Annotated in this window: 15 protein-coding genes; 9 read left to right on the forward strand and 6 right to left on the reverse strand. The window is 56.2% G+C overall.

Going from position 1 to position 14,785, the window contains the following annotated elements:
• Window positions 1–3: 3 nt before the first annotated feature.
• Window positions 4–885, reverse strand: coding sequence for a PhzF family phenazine biosynthesis isomerase (locus SBO83_RS08615; protein WP_396131195.1), 882 nt, complete (start codon window positions 883–885; stop codon window positions 4–6).
• 89 nt (window positions 886–974) lie between these two features.
• Here SBO83_RS08615 and SBO83_RS08620 point away from each other — a divergent pair, with 89 nt between their 5' ends.
• Window positions 975–2,294 carry a SidA/IucD/PvdA family monooxygenase gene (locus SBO83_RS08620; protein WP_396131196.1) on the forward strand — a complete coding sequence of 440 codons (1,320 nt, stop codon included), beginning with the start codon at window positions 975–977 and terminating at the stop codon, window positions 2,292–2,294.
• On the opposite strand, the gene SBO83_RS08625 is transcribed toward SBO83_RS08620, so the two are convergent.
• Entirely contained in the window at window positions 2,291–2,812 is a 522-nt protein-coding gene (locus SBO83_RS08625) for a class IV adenylate cyclase (RefSeq protein WP_396131197.1), read from the reverse strand. The two genes, SBO83_RS08620 and SBO83_RS08625, sit on opposite strands and share 4 nt — an antisense overlap.
• Before the next feature lie 207 nt (window positions 2,813–3,019).
• On the opposite strand from SBO83_RS08625, the gene SBO83_RS08630 reads away from it, so the two are divergent.
• Both SBO83_RS08630 and SBO83_RS08635 read left to right on the forward strand, forming a co-directional pair.
• Window positions 3,020–3,460 carry a DUF1198 domain-containing protein gene (locus tag SBO83_RS08630; protein WP_034792620.1) on the forward strand — a complete coding sequence of 147 codons (441 nt, stop codon included), beginning with the start codon at window positions 3,020–3,022 and terminating at the stop codon, window positions 3,458–3,460.
• A 132-nt stretch (window positions 3,461–3,592) separates the two neighbouring features.
• On the forward strand, window positions 3,593–4,480 hold the full coding sequence (locus SBO83_RS08635; RefSeq protein ID WP_396131198.1) for a GyrI-like domain-containing protein: 888 nt from the start codon (window positions 3,593–3,595) through the stop codon (window positions 4,478–4,480).
• Between the two features lie 66 nt (window positions 4,481–4,546).
• Here SBO83_RS08635 and SBO83_RS08640 read toward each other — a convergent pair whose 3' ends face one another.
• Window positions 4,547–4,882: a DUF2002 family protein gene (locus tag SBO83_RS08640; protein ID WP_034792632.1), complete on the reverse strand. Its 336-nt coding sequence runs from the start codon at window positions 4,880–4,882 to the stop codon at window positions 4,547–4,549.
• Between the two features lie 148 nt (window positions 4,883–5,030).
• Window positions 5,031–6,227, reverse strand: a complete 1,197-nt coding sequence (locus SBO83_RS08645; protein ID WP_396131199.1) for an MFS transporter — start codon at window positions 6,225–6,227, stop codon at window positions 5,031–5,033.
• Between the two features lie 280 nt (window positions 6,228–6,507).
• Here SBO83_RS08645 and SBO83_RS08650 point away from each other — a divergent pair, with 280 nt between their 5' ends.
• Complete coding sequence (locus SBO83_RS08650) at window positions 6,508–6,816, forward strand: DUF883 family protein (RefSeq protein WP_034792638.1); 309 nt, start codon at window positions 6,508–6,510, stop codon at window positions 6,814–6,816.
• Window positions 6,817–7,076: 260 nt separating this feature from the next.
• Here the strand turns inward: SBO83_RS08650 and pdxR are convergent, their stop codons facing one another.
• On the reverse strand, window positions 7,077–8,537 hold the full coding sequence (gene pdxR, locus SBO83_RS08655; RefSeq protein WP_396131200.1) for a MocR-like pyridoxine biosynthesis transcription factor PdxR: 1,461 nt from the start codon (window positions 8,535–8,537) through the stop codon (window positions 7,077–7,079).
• 91 nt (window positions 8,538–8,628) lie between these two features.
• On the opposite strand from pdxR, the gene SBO83_RS08660 reads away from it, so the two are divergent.
• The 5 genes from SBO83_RS08660 to nrdF all read left to right on the forward strand — a co-directional run bounded on the left by SBO83_RS08660 (window position 8,629) and on the right by nrdF (window position 13,120).
• Window positions 8,629–9,060: a carboxymuconolactone decarboxylase family protein gene (locus SBO83_RS08660; protein ID WP_396131201.1), complete on the forward strand. Its 432-nt coding sequence runs from the start codon at window positions 8,629–8,631 to the stop codon at window positions 9,058–9,060.
• A 257-nt stretch (window positions 9,061–9,317) separates the two neighbouring features.
• Window positions 9,318–9,557 (forward strand): glutaredoxin-like protein NrdH, encoded by a 240-nt coding sequence (gene nrdH / locus SBO83_RS08665; RefSeq protein ID WP_100937547.1) that lies wholly within the window; start codon window positions 9,318–9,320, stop codon window positions 9,555–9,557.
• Between the two features lie 10 nt (window positions 9,558–9,567).
• On the forward strand, window positions 9,568–9,972 hold the full coding sequence (gene nrdI, locus SBO83_RS08670; RefSeq protein ID WP_034792650.1) for a class Ib ribonucleoside-diphosphate reductase assembly flavoprotein NrdI: 405 nt from the start codon (window positions 9,568–9,570) through the stop codon (window positions 9,970–9,972).
• A complete protein-coding gene (gene nrdE, locus SBO83_RS08675) occupies window positions 9,954–12,116 on the forward strand; it encodes a class 1b ribonucleoside-diphosphate reductase subunit alpha (RefSeq protein ID WP_396131202.1) in 2,163 nt (720 codons plus the stop codon). Before nrdI ends, nrdE begins: the two co-directional genes overlap by 19 nt.
• 20 nt (window positions 12,117–12,136) lie before the next feature.
• The gene (gene nrdF, locus SBO83_RS08680; protein WP_396131203.1) at window positions 12,137–13,120 is read left to right on the forward strand and encodes a class 1b ribonucleoside-diphosphate reductase subunit beta; all 984 of its coding nucleotides are present in this window, start codon (window positions 12,137–12,139) and stop codon (window positions 13,118–13,120) included.
• On the opposite strand, the gene SBO83_RS08685 is transcribed toward nrdF, so the two are convergent.
• Window positions 13,117–14,757, reverse strand: coding sequence for an AarF/UbiB family protein (locus tag SBO83_RS08685; protein WP_396131204.1), 1,641 nt, complete (start codon window positions 14,755–14,757; stop codon window positions 13,117–13,119). The two genes, nrdF and SBO83_RS08685, sit on opposite strands and share 4 nt — an antisense overlap.
• Window positions 14,758–14,785 lie beyond the last annotated feature (28 nt).

Raw genomic sequence — 14,785 nt, forward strand, 5'->3', positions numbered from 1 at the left:
AATTTAGAGGGTGACGGTACCGTCAATCAGCGTGCAGGTATTGCCGCCAATCCAAGGTTCACCGTCGATGTACTCCACCGCCACGCAGCCTTCGCGCTGGCGAATGGTGCCCTGACGCACCTGATAGCGTTCGCCGGTTTGCGCTCCGTCCGGGAAGCCCTGAGACTTCAGCACCCGTGCCAGACAGGCGTTGGCGCTGCCAGTCACCGGGTCTTCAATCAGCACGCCCTGCTCGATAATCAACGCACGCAGCTCATAATCCGCCGGGCCGTCCTGATCATGCAGGCCGAAGATCGCCAAACCGTGCATCCCTGACTTATGCACGATCTCTTGCAAGGCGTCGGCGTCAAACTGCGCAGCCAAACAGGCTTTGGCACTCTCCATGCGCACCACCAGCCAACCCAGCCCCATGTTGACCGCCACCGGCACGGCGTCCTGCTGGCGTTTCGCCCCTTTTAAGGCTTTATCCAGCAGCGGCAGGTGCTCTGCCGCCAGTGCTGACAGGCTGGCAGGGGGCGCACGGAAGGCCAAACCGCCCTCTTCCAGCATCTTGACCGGCACCAGCCCGACGCCGCACTCCTGAATCAAATGACCGGCGTTTTTCGGCTTCAGGCCCGCTTCCAGCAGCGAGTGCGCGGTGCCTAGGGTCGGGTGGCCCGCGAACTGGAACTCCGTGTCCGGGGTGAAAATACGCACTCGATAATCCGCCGCCGGGTCGGTCGGTTTAAGCACAAAAGTGGTTTCTGAAAGATTGGTCCAACGCGCCATGGCGCTCATTTCTTCATCACTCAGGTCGTCGGCGTCGAAGATAACGGCCAGCGGGTTGCCTTTGAGTGGAACAGCAGTAAAAACATCGACTTGCTTAAAGCGGCGGGTCTGGGTCATGAGAGATCCTGTCTAAAGTCAGCGATTAAAAATCCACATTCAAAGCAGTGTTCTATGATTACTGCATCCGAAAGTCAAAAGAGACTTGTATGTCCACCATGCCATTTATGTCTAAAAACAGTGAAAAGAGTACAGCAGTTGACCTGATAGGGGTCGGGATTGGGCCTTTCAATCTGAGCCTCGCGGCGCTGGCAAAAGATTCCGGCAAAGTGCAAAGCCATTTTTTCGATGCCAACGACGCCTTCCGCTGGCACCCCGGCATGTTACTGCCGACCGCCACCATGCAGACCTACGTGTTGCAGGATCTGGTGACCACCGTCGCGCCGCGCAGCGAATTCTCATTTATCAATTATCTGGTGGAGCAGAAGAAGATTTATCGCTTCCTCGCCACCGAGCAGCTGATCATCAGCCGCGATGAGTTCTCTGACTACCTTCAGTGGGCCTGCGATCGCATCGACAATCTGCATTTCTCCCAGCCGGTAGACGCCATCGACTTTGACGACGCCACCGAAGAGTTTGTGGTGCATACGCCGCAGGGCGACCACCGGGCGCGCAACATCTGTCTGGGCACCGGCCACGCGCCGTGGGTGCCGAAAAGCGCCCGCGCGGCGCTGGGCAAACAGTGTTTCCACGCCGCCGAGATTGAGCTGCGCGAGCATGATTTTACTGGCAAAAGAGTGATGATTGTCGGCGGCGGCCAGAGCGGCGCTGACATCGTGCTCAACGCCCTCGACGGCCACTGGGGCGAGTTCGCCGAACTGAGTTGGCTGTCGCGCCGCCCCAACTTCCAGCCGCTGGATGAGTCGATTTTCACCAATGAGTATTTCACGCCGGAATACGTGGATTACTTCTACACCCTGCCGGAAGAGATCCGTGAGCGGGAGATTCAAACCCAGAAACTGCCTTCCGACGGCATCAGCTACCACACGCTGGAAGCCATCTATAAGCAGCTTTACCACAAGTTTGACGTGCTGCATCAGCCGCGCAATGTGCGCCTGTTCCCACACCGCGCGCTGGACGCTATCCGCCAGCAGGCCGACGGCAGCTATCGCCTCCAGGCCTTGCACGGGCTGGAAAATGTCGAGGAGCATTTCGACGCTGACGTGGTGATTCTGGCTACTGGCTACCGCCCGGCCCTGCCGGACTACCTCGCGCCGCTGCTGGATCGCATTCCCTATGACCGCGAGCAGCACCTGCCGCTGCGGCCTAATTTCAACCTGCAATGGGAAGGCCCGGCCAACAACCGCATTTACGCGGTAAACGCTGGGATCCATAGCCACGGCAGCGCCGAAGGCCAGCTAACCCTCACCGCGTGGCGCTCGGCGAAGATCCTCAACCACCTATTGGGCGAAGCGCATTACGATCTCAGCCCCGGCCCGTCGCTGGTGCAGTGGTGGAGCGGCAACTAGTGCCGGCCTTTGGCTTTTAGCAGATCCACATAGGCCTGATCGATTAACTCCTGACGGTCTATGTGCAGTTTTTCCAGCAGATCTTCGGCAATGGCCACGCCCTGCTCTTGGGTTTCGTGGTCGGCCAGCACCACTTCAAACTCCAGATAGTCGCCGAGATGCTTGACGCGATCCAAATGCAGCCGCGTCTGACCAATCATAAATAAAGTGCGCTGTTTGATAACCCGCCCGGCCGCACCGTAGGCCAGCGTCAGGGTATGGCGCAGCCCGTCGGGATCGGCGGTTTCGGTCAGGGTGTAGAAACTGGTTTTCGGCCCGGACTGATCCGGCCGCTGGTAGAAGATCAGCTCACCGCGATCCGCTGAGAAGGTGCGCAGCTTGAGGCGACCGTGCGGGCAAACAAAGAAAGTATCATCTTGATCAATCAGCGTCGGCAATCCCTCAGCCAGTAGGGCGAGCTTTTCATACATTGCTGAAAAATCATCAATTCTGGCTTTTATTTCAACATTTCTGGCCATGCCCTCTCCTTAAAAACAGTCCATAAAAGTTAGCCGTTTTACCCTATCATGATGAAACCACCATGACATCCGCAGGGTTAATCGACGCGGCGCAAATTCTTGGTTTTCTCCTTAAGCTTTTCAGGTAATAACCAGATAAACTCGCACTATCGGGTGTCGCGCACCTTTCTCATTACGTCAGTCAAAGGCCGGAGGCCAGCGTCCAGAATGATATGGATTATGTTAGCTGCAGTTGTTGTCGTGTTTATCGTTGGCTATTGGTTCATGACCGCAGATACCCGTAAGGCGAATGACTCCCTTGCCAGCCTGCTAAAAATTAAGCCGGTTTATATCGATTCCATGCTGTTAGAAATGGGCAAGCGCCAGAGCCAGATGTTTACTCGCTCGATCAGTGGCGGCTATGCCGAAGAGATCCGCAAGGCGGCCTATGTGGTGTTTATCTACCACACCTTTATTAAAGACGCTTCGGAAGAAAACGTGATCAAATGGCGCGAGATTCTGATCCGCGCGCACCTGCCGCCGCAGCTCTCCAGCGAGCACGCCGAGCTGGCGCTGTTCTACTTCTCCGAGTTGGATATCGAACCGTTCGAGTTGGCGCAGTTCCGCCGTCAGTACAATGAAACCTATAATCAGATTCACTTAGTTTGAAGCCTGACGCTTGGTTAGTGCAGCGCGAAACGGCCCTTCTGGGCCGTTTTTGTTTCCGACACCTAAAAGAGCAATCTCAGTCAGGATGACTCCTCCCGCCGCTGGCAAAGTGGTGTCTTGAAGAGAGGGAAAATGAATAACGATAAATTTGATCATTACGCCCGGCGTTTCGAGCAGGTATTTGATTTTATTGAACAGCATCTGGACAGCGCGCTGACGGTTGAACAGCTCAGCGAAGTGGCCTGCTTCTCGCGGTTCCACTTTCATCGCCAGTTCAGCCAGTTCTGTGGGGTGAGCGTCAGCCGCTATATCACGCTGATGCGCCTCAAGCGCGCCTCGTACCGGCTGGTTCAGCAGTCGCCGAACAAGATTATTGATATTGCGTTAGATGCCGGTTTTGAAAATCCGGAGTCCTTTTCCCGCGCCTTCAAGCATACCTTTGGCCTAACCCCCAGCGAGTTCCGCAAGGCGCCCGTATGGATGGACTGGCATAAACATTTTCAGTTTCCCGGCATGGAAACCCAGAAGAGGATGGAGAAGATGGACGTAAAAATTATTGAAGTTGAGCCGATACCGGTGGCGGTGCTAGAGCACCACGGCGAGCCGATGCGTGTCAGCAACTCAGTGGCGACCTTTATTGAGTGGCGCAAAGCCTCGGGGTTGTCGGATTACGCGACGCAAAGCACCTACGGCGTGCCTTATAACGACCCGCTGGTCACGCCGGGCGAGGAGTTTCGCTTCGACATTTGTGGCGAACTCAACCCGCAGGCGCAGGGCAAAGTCCCGGCTAATTCGCAGGGAGTTATCAGTAAAACCCTGCCCGGCGGCCGCTGCGCCGTGGTGCGCCACGTGGGTTCATACGATCGCATCAGTGAAACGGTCTACAACCTGTATCGCCAGTGGCTGCCGCAAAGTGGTGAAGAGCTGCGCGATTTCCCGGTTTATTTCCGCTATTTGCAGCTTGACCAAGAGTTGCCGGAACACGCCCAGCAAACGGACATTCTGCTGCCGCTGAAATAGCCATTCGTCCAATCATAGGCAAAAAAATAGCGCTGAATTTTCAGCGCTATTTTCTTTTCCACCGGCTTAGCGGAAGACGTTTTCGAGATAACTCGCCAGAATCTGGCGTGAACTGAAACCGTGGCAGATGCCGTAATAAGCTTCGTTCTCACTGGCTACGTCCAGCGGAAAACGGGTGTAAACCTGACTGCTGCGAAAAGAGGCCGTCGGCTCGGCGAAACGTTCGCTGCGCTCTTTCAGCGCCGGATGTATCACCAGGGCAGTCCGACCAAACCGCGCTTCCCGGTTCACATACACGTAGTGCTCACCCCGGTGGTAACCGTAGGCTTTATCATCAACAAAATCGCGCTCAAAACCTGAATTTTCTAAAACGCGCGCCACTTCATCTGGCCGTAAATACATGGTTGCTCCTCGCTTCTTTAACCGCAGAGCGACCTTACCGTATTCATCCGCCTGAATAACCACTTTATCCCGAGATTTGGCCTCTTTAGGATTTATCTAAAGCCAATAAAGATAAATTCCCGGCGTTTTACGCTATGTTTTTTCACCCTCAAGCCGAAGGCGGGGCCGCTTTGGCATTGGCCCACAGGCGCAGCGTCATTAACCATGCCAACACCACCATAATCGCCGCCGCCAGATAGATAGACGAGGTGCCCGCGTGTGCGATCAGCAAGCCAGCAATTGGCCCGGTCAGGCCCAAACCGAGGTCGAGAAACGCCGAATATGTCCCCAGTGCGGTGCCCTGATTCTGCGGCGGTACCTGCTTCACCGCCTCAACGCCGAGGGCCGGGAAGATAAGCGAGAAGCCGCAGCCGGTCAGCAATGCGCCCAGTTGCACGGTGATAGGATCACTGCCGAGCCAGATCATCAGCAGGCCCAAAGCTTCGAACAAGAAAGAGGCCAGCGCCACACGCAGGCCGCCAAAACGGTTAATGGTGTTAGCAAGGATCAGGCGAATGCCCACAAAGCCCAGACTGAACAGGGTCAGGGTGAAAGCCGCGCCGCTCCAGTTCTTCTCCGCATAGTAGAGAGTGATGAAGGTGGCGATCACCCCGAAACCCACGGTACCGAAGCCGAGGCCCAAACCGTGCAACCACATGCGCCCCAGCACCGCTTTGAACGCAATTCTCTTACCCGTCGTCACAGAAATATCCTGTTTACGGCTCGCCAGCCAGAGGGCCAGCAGCACGGACAACACCAGCAGCACCGCGACGCCGGTCAGTCCAAATTGTGCATTGAGCATCACGCCCAGCGGCGCGCCCACCGCCATCGCGCCGTAGGTGGCGACGCCGTTCCATGAAATCACCCGCGCCGTGTGCATGGCTCCCACCGCGCCAATCCCCCACAGGGTGGTGCCGGTGCTGGCAAAGCTTTCGCCCACGCCCAAGAACAGGCGGCCAACGCACAGCATCAGCAGGCTAAGCAGCGGATAGCCCGCCAGCAGCACCGCCAACATGTAGAATACGCCGCTGATACCACAGCAAGTCAGGCCAAACAGCACCACCTTTTTCGGTCCGAGCTGGTCGGCATAGCGCCCGGCGTGCGGGCGGCTGATGAGCGTTGCGAAGTACTGCACGCTGATAATTAGCCCAGCCAATACCGAGTTAAAACCCAGCGTGTTATGCACAAAGCCCGGCAGCACCGCCAGCGGCAAGCCGATGGTCAGATAGCAAACAAAGGTGAATGTCATGAATGACAAAATGCGTTTATTTAATTGCAGATTGGTGCGCAGCGTACTTACTGACATGGGAGAACCCGAACGGAGATCACAGATTGAATATTTATAGGATAAACAGGTTTGGCAGAAGTAGAAATCTAATTGCCGGGGAAAAATGTTATCTGCTGTAAAACCTTTCTCCACTTACAGAAAAGTCTGAGCCACGTCACGCTAAGCCGCGTGGGGACTGGTGCCGCTTCATAGTCAGAACCGCTAATATCGCCGAAAATCGCGGGTGATTCCCCTATGGATCCTTCCATCGCAGCATTTTGGACTATGCTTAAAGTACAGTTCAAACAAGGAGAGCCAAATGTTTAAGAAATCAGAAAAAGTAGAACGAGACATTAATGAGGATGTAACTCTGCTGGCCGATACCCTTGACGAGGTGCTGCAATCTTCGGGCGCTAAATCGAAAGATGAGCTGGAAAAAATTCGCGGCAAAGCCGAAGGCGTTTTACGCGATGCTCGTGCCCGCTTTAACGGCAACAGCAACATTAAGCAGCACGCGATTGACGCGGCTAACCAGGCGACCAACTACGTGAAAGATAATCCGTGGCACGGCGTCGGTGTCGGTGCCGCCGTAGGTATCGTGCTCGGTGTTTTACTGGGTCGCCGCTAAGCGCCTCGGTAAGCAGAAGTAACCTGAGTAGTAAGTAGGACAGGTGCTAATTCCTGTGTCGGGTACCAGCACCTGAGCGGAAGTTGACCCCCTCATTATTCCGCTTAGAAGCGGGGCTAATTTAATATTGGCCCCGTTTTCTATTTCCCCGTCATACTTCAAATGGCTGATGCGTTGGCTTTACTCAATCACCCGAATCACTGACACATGTCAGCTCATCGGGATTCCTTCGTTTGCCGCCTTCCATCCATTCGAATTATTTAGGGGAACCTCTCCGCGCTCTCAATCAAAATCGCCGCTAATTTATCGACCAGCTTGTCGGCCTGCTGTTGATTGAGAATATTGGGAAAGCCCATCAGTAAGCCATTTGGCCTTTGCGCATCGCCCTTCTTCCTCGGCTCCACTTGCCAATCTGACAGCGCCTGAATGGCCAGCCCCTGCGAGCGGGCGTGGCGCGCAATGGCAGCATCGTCGAAGCTGGCGGCCAAATTGGCGCACAGCTGGATCCCCCCGGCCTGTGGATTAACCCACAGCTGGTCGCTTGGAAAACGCGCCGCCAGCGCCTGAGTCAAAAAGGCCCGGCGCTCGACGTACAGCTGGCGCATACGCTTGAGATGGCGATAAAAATGGCCCTGCGCGATAAACTCAGCCACGCCGGTTTGCATCAGCCGCGGGCTGGCACAGCCGCGCAAATGGCAATATTCACTGACCTTATCCACCAGCTTTTCCGGCACCACCACATAGCCGAGGCGCAGCGCGGGGAACATCACCTTGCTAAAGGTCCCGGCGTAAATCACCTGCCCCCGAGCATCGAGGCTTTTCAGCGATGGCAGCGGCTGTCCCTGATAGCGAAACTCACTGTCATAGTCGTCTTCGATGATCCACGCCTCACGGCTGGCGGCCCAGTCGAGCAGCGCCATGCGCCGCGACAGGCTGAGTGATACGCCCATTGGGCTTTGGTGTGCGGGGGTGACCACGGCAAATTTCGCCTGCGGGAAGTGCTGAACGGCGTGGTCGATGTCCATCCCCTCGCCGTCCACCGGGATGCCCATCGGCGTGGCGCCCGCCGCGCGGAAAAAGGCCTGCGTCACCGGATAGCCGGGGTCCTCCAGCCAAACGCCGTCCTGCGGCTGCATTAGGCTACCTATCACTAAATCCAGCACCGCCGCGTAGCCCGAGCAGATGAAAACCTGCTCCGGTCGGCAAGAGAAGCCGCGCGACAACTGCAAGTAGGCCGCTACTTCATGGCGCAGAGCGGCATCGCCGTTGAGCGGCGCGTGGCCGAGATCCTCGATTCGCGTATGGCGAATTTGCCGCGCCACGATGCGCGACCAGATAGCGCGCGGGAAAGCGTCAAGCGCGGGCAGGCCAAGTTCCAGAGGAAAAGGCCGGCTGTTGGGCAACATCGGGTTAACCGTAAAGCGCGGCGGCTCGGGGACGCGCTCCGGTAAGGAGGAAAGGGTCGGCAGCGACAGGCTGACGCGCGTCCCCGCCTGTCCGCGGCTCTGCAAAAAGCCTTCCGCCATCAGCAGGCCGTAGGCGTTATCCACCGTGGCGCGGGCGACGCCCAGCTCGCTCGCCAGGCTGCGCGCCGAGGGCACGCGCTCTCCGGCCTGTAGCTGGTTCTGCATGATAGCCTGCTTAAAGCGATGATAAATCTGCCGATAGAGTGGCGCGGAGAGCTGGGGATCGAGCTGGAAGGAAGCCGAAAACGCGGACATTCATGGCCCTATCAAAAAGTGATTTTATGGCTCTGTAGTATAGTCCATGCGGCGGCTAAAGTATCTCTTATCAACCCAAGAGGAGATCAACATGACCCAGCTTCGCCTGCCTTACTACCAACTGTCCGCCAGCGTGATGGAACCGATGAAAGCCGCCCTCGGCGCGCTGGAGAAAGGCCCGTTGGACAACATCATCATTGAGCTGGTGTTCCTGCGCGTATCGCAAATCAATGGCTGCGCCTACTGTCTGGATATGCACGCGAAGGCGCTGCGCAAGGCGGAATACCCACAGGGAAAATTGGATCAACTGGCGGGATGGCGCGTCAGCCACGCCTATTCCGAACAGGAGCGCGCGGCGCTGGCATGGGCAGAGAGCCTGACGCTGATTGCTGCCACCGGCGCAGCGGATAGCGATTATGAGCCACTAAAGGCGCAATTTAGCGACGTTGAAATCTCTGAATTGACTTTTGCTATTGGTCTGATGAATGCGTTTAACCGTCTTGCGGTGGGGATGCGTCAATAAATGACCCGTTAATCTCTGCTTAAAAAATAATCCCACCCTCTTCAGCCCGCACCCAGCGGGCTTTGTCATTTTTGCAATAAGCAAAATTAAAATATCTACATATTGTATGGTTGATAATTTAAATCACCACATCTAGTATTCAATTCGTCGGGACGCTACTAAAGCACCGACACCCGCGCCCCCTAACTGCTGAAGCCATCGCCACAGCGACCGGGCAAAAATTGTCTCTGATTTCATTATGGATGGGAATACGAATCATGAGCATTATTATTTACAGCAAGCCAGACTGTGTCCAATGCAACGCCACATACCGCGCTTTAGATAAGCAAGGCATCGCCTACCAAGTCATCGACTTAACGCAGGATGCGCAAGCACTGGGCCAGGTTCGCGCCATGGGTTATCAGCAAGTGCCGGTGATCGTGGCCGGTGACGATCACTGGTCTGGCTTCCGCCCAGACAAAATCAGCGAATTGCGCCAACTGCAAACCGCGTTCTGAGGCCAGGCGGATGAATCCGTTGGTCTATTTTTCCAGTAGTTCAGAGAACACTCATCGTTTCGTCGGTAGAACAGGTCTGCCGGCGATTCGAATTCCGATTGACCGCCAGCCAGAGAAGTTACGCGTCACTCAACCCTACATTCTGGTGGTGCCGAGTTACGGCGGCGGCTCAGCCAAGGGCGCAGTGCCCACGCAGGTCATTCGTTTTCTGAACGATGAACACAATCGTTCACTTATCCGCGGCGTTATCGCCGCCGGAAACACTAATTTCGGCGCAGCGTATTGTATTGCCGGTGACATCATCGCCCAAAAGTGTCAGGTGCCTTACCTGTATCGCTTTGAATTACTGGGTACGCCGGAAGACGTTGCAAAGGTTACACAGGGAGTTACTGAATTTTGGCAACGACAGAAATGAGTCTTACCGAGGCAGACACCAGCAGCCCGGACTATCACGCTCTGAACGCGATGTTGAATCTGTTCGATGCCGAAGGCCGTATCCAATTCGACAAAGACAGGCTTGCGGCGCGCCAGTACTTCCTGCAGCACGTGAATCAAAACACGGTGTTTTTCCACAATTTGGCGGAAAAGCTGCGTTATCTGGTGGAAGAAGGTTATTACGAAGCGCAGGTGCTGGATCAGTACGCCTTCGAAGACATTAAGCGTTTGTTTAAACAGGCTTATGCCAAAAAATTCCGCTTCCAGACCTTTCTGGGGGCCTTCAAGTATTACACCAGCTACACGCTGAAAACCTTCGACGGCAAACGCTATCTTGAGCGTTACGAAGACCGCGTGTGCATGGTGGCGCTGACGCTGGCTCAGGGCGATGTCGCCCTCGCCGGGCACTTTGTGGATGAGATCATCTCTGGCCGCTTCCAGCCTGCCACGCCCACTTTCCTCAACTGCGGCAAAAAGCAGCGCGGCGAGCTGGTCTCCTGCTTCCTGCTGCGCATTGAAGACAACATGGAGTCGATTGGTCGCTCGGTGAACTCGGCGCTGCAACTGTCCAAACGCGGCGGCGGCGTGGCCTTTATGCTGACCAACATCCGTGAAGTCGGCGCGCCGATTAAACGCATTGAGAACCAGTCATCCGGCGTCATTCCTATTATGAAGATGCTGGAAGACGCCTTCTCCTACGCCAACCAGCTCGGCGCGCGTCAGGGCGCGGGCGCGGTGTATCTCAACGCGCACCACCCGGACATCCTGCGTTTCCTTGATACTAAGCGCGAAAACGCCGATGAGAAGATCCGCATCAAAACCCTCTCTCTTGGCGTAGTGATCCCGGATATCACCTTTGAGCTGGCGAAGAACAATGAAGATATGTACCTGTTCTCGCCGTATCACGTGGAGAAGGTCTACGGCGTGCCAATGTCTGAAATCAGCATCACGGAGAAATACCGTGAAATGGTTAACGACAAGCGCATCCATAAAACCAAGATCAACGCCCGCGAGTTCTTCCAGATTCTGGCAGAGATTCAGTTTGAATCCGGTTATCCGTACATGATGTTTGAAGACACGGTGAACCGCGCGAACCCGATCAAGGGTCGCATCAACATGAGTAACCTCTGCTCGGAGATTTTGCAGGTCAACACGCCGACCGTTTATGGCGAAGACCTCTCTTATCAGCAGGTGGGGAAAGATATCTCCTGTAACCTCGGCTCGCTAAATATCGCCTCGGCGATGGACTCGCCGGACTTCGGCAACACGGTAGAAATGGCTATCCGCGCGCTGACGGCGGTCTCCGACATGAGCAACATCCGCTCGGTGCCTTCTATCGATCAGGGTAATCAGGACTCCCACGCCATCGGCCTTGGGCAGATGAACCTGCACGGCTATCTGTGCCGCGAACGCATTTACTATGGTTCAGAAGCCGGTTTGGACTTCACCAATATCTATTTCTACAGCGTGGCTTATCACGCCGTGCGCGCCTCCAACCAGCTGGCGATTGAGCGCAACCAGCGTTTCAAAGGCTTTGAGGATTCGACCTACGCCAGCGGCAGCTACTTCGACAAATATGTCGATGAAGCCCAGGCCGACAAGTGGCAGCCGAAAACCGAGCGCGTGCGCGAGCTGTTTAGCGAGGCGGGAATTCACATCCCAACGACCCAAGACTGGGCAGCGCTGAAGGCCTCGGTGATGCAGCACGGACTGTACAACCAGAACTTACAGGCGGTGCCGCCGACCGGATCTATTTCTTACATCAATAACTCGACCTCAAGCATTCACCCGATTGTTTCACGGGTGGAGATCCGCAAAGAGGGCAAGATTGGCCGCGTCTACTATCCGGCGGCGTTCATGACCAATGACAACCTTGATTACTATCAGGATGCCTATGAGATTGGGCCGGAAAAGATCATCGATACCTATGCCGAAGCCACGCAGCATGTGGATCAGGGGCTGTCGCTAACGCTGTTCTTCCGCGACACCGCCACCACGCGCGACATCAACAAAGCGCAGATTTACGCCTGGCGCAAAGGCATCAAAACTATCTATTACATCCGTCTACGCCAGATGGCGCTGGCCGGGACTGAAGTTCAGGGTTGCGTGTCTTGCACACTGTGATCGATTGAAAGGACTTAAAAATGAGCGCAGTAAAACAATTATTAGTTCCGCAGCCAATCAGCAAAGCCATCAACTGGAACAAGATTCAGGATGATAAAGATTTGGAGGTGTGGAACCGCCTGACCTCCAACTTCTGGCTGCCGGAGAAGGTGCCGCTGTCCAATGACATTCCCTCTTGGGCCACGCTGAGTCCAAAAGAGAAGCAGCTGACTATCCGCGTATTTACCGGCCTGACGCTGCTCGACACCGTGCAAAACGTGGTGGGCGCGCCGACCTTGATGAAAGACGCGGTCACGCCACACGAAGAGGCGGTGTACTCGAATATCTGCTTTATGGAGGCGGTACACGCCCGCTCGTACAGCTCGATTTTCTCCACGCTGTGCGCCACCTCGGACGTAGACGAAGCTTATCGCTGGAGCGAAGAGAACGTCGCGCTGCAAAACAAGGCGGCGATCATTCTCTCCTATTATGGCGGGCAAGATCCGCTGATGAAGAAAGTCGCCAGCGTGTTCCTCGAATCTTTCCTGTTCTACTCCGGCTTCTATCTGCCGATGTACTGGTCCAGCCGCGCCAAGCTGACCAACACCGCCGATCTGATCCGCCTGATCATTCGCGATGAGGCCGTGCACGGCTATTACATTGGTTATAAGTTCCAGAAGGCCTTGGCTTTGGAAAGCGAAGAGCGCCAGCGGCAGATCAAAGCACAGGCGTTTGATCTGATTCAGGATCTGTACGACAACGAAATTCGCTATACCGAAGAGTTATATGACGACGTGGGCTGGAGCGAGGACGTGAAGAAGTTCCTGCACTACAACGCCAATAAGGCGCTGATGAACCTGGGTTATGAGGCTCTGTTCCCGGCCAGCATGGCGGATGTCAACCCGGCCATCTTGTCAGCCCTGTCGCCAAACGCCGATGAAAACCACGACTTCTTCTCCGGCTCCGGCTCGTCCTACGTGATTGGCACGGCGGTGAATACCGAAGACGAAGACTGGGACTTCTAACGCCGCAGTCTTAGCACCAGCAGCACCAACCCCGCGATACACACCGTTGTTCCCAGCAGTGGGAACAACGGAATTCCCCACAGATTGACGGTCGAATTCATCAAATAGGGCGCGATGCCCAGCGCAAAGGCGGCGGTGACGATGGCTATCGCCAGCGTAATGGCCGCGCGTTCCAGCGAACGGCTCAGTTCACTGAGGTTTTTGATCTCCACCCCGGCGTGCAGCCTGCCGCTTTTCAGCCGCTGGGTGATCAGCCGCAGGGTTTGCGGCAGCTCCTCGCTGGCCTCCACGGCTTCAATCCCCAAATTCACCAGACGCTGGCGCGTCGCCTCCGGCGAGAAGCGCTGCAGCATCATTTTTTCCAGCATCGGGCGCAGCGTGGCGACAATATCAAACTGCGGATCCAGCCGGTGCAGCACGCCGTCGGCGGTGATCAGCGCCTTAAACAGCAGCACCAGATCGGACGGCAGGATCAACTGATGCTCGCGGGCCATCAGCAGGAAATCGGTTAACGCGCCGCCGAGGGTCATCGGGGCAGAAAGCTGCCGGTCAAAGAAGTTCTGCGCCGCCAGCTCTAGGTCCATCAAATCCACCGCGTCGGTGTCGGTCCAGGCCACCAGCGTGTTGACGATCCCCGCCGTGTCGCGCTCCACCAGCGCGTGCAGCAACAGCAGCAGCTGATTGCGCCGCCGCTCGGAGAGGCTACCCACCATGCCGAAATCGATAAAACCGACTTTATCCCCCGCCAGCGCCATCAGGTTACCCGGATGGGGATCAGCATGGTAGAGGCGTAGATCCAGCACCATTTTCATAAAGGCAATGGCTCCGCGCCGCGCCAGCAGCGGGCGATCAAAGCCTGCGGCGATCAAATCGGCCGGATTAGAGGGCGAGACGCCGGGCAAATATTGCTGCACCAGCAGGCGGGGCGAAGAGAATTCGCTGTAGATCTTGGGAATGACGATCTCCGGCTGATCGCGAAAATAGTCGCCGATCTGCCGACAGTTGTAGCCTTCGTGGCTGAGATCTAATTCGTGGTTGAGCGCAATTTCCAGCGTTCTGACAATCTGCTGCGGGCGAAAGCGCGCCATCATCGGGCTTTGCTCGGCGGCGGTATCCGCCAGATAGGCCAGCAGGCGCAGGTCGGCCTGAATGGTTTTCTCCAGCTCAGGCCGCAGAACTTTAACCACCACCTCTTCGCCGCTGTGCAGCCGGGCGCGGTAGATTTGCGCCATGGAGGCCGCCGCCAAAGGTTCTAAATCAAACTGGGCGAAAACCTGCTGCGGGTCGCCGCCTAAGTCGCGACTCACCTGATCGCGAATAGCTTCCCACGGCAGAAACTGCGCCTGACTGTGCAACTTATCCAGCTCATCAATCCAACGCTGGTCGAGCAGGTCGGAGCGCGTCGCCAGTATCTGGCCGAACTTCACAAAGGTCGGTCCGAGGGCCTCCAGCGCGGCGCGCAGCCTCTGCGGCATAGTCTGGATATCAGCCTCATCATTGGCGGCCAGGCGCGATTTCACCAACCCGCCTAGCCCTACGATGGCGAGCAAATCCTGCAAACCGTAGCGGATCAGCACCTCGGTGATCTGCTTGAGTCTGGCGCGGTCGCGCACCGTCACGTACATCATTTTCAACATATACAGCTCCGTCCCTGAAGTGTGGTTG

The organism is Ewingella allii (assembly GCF_044430645.1).
GTDB lineage: Bacteria > Pseudomonadota > Gammaproteobacteria > Enterobacterales > Enterobacteriaceae > Ewingella > Ewingella allii.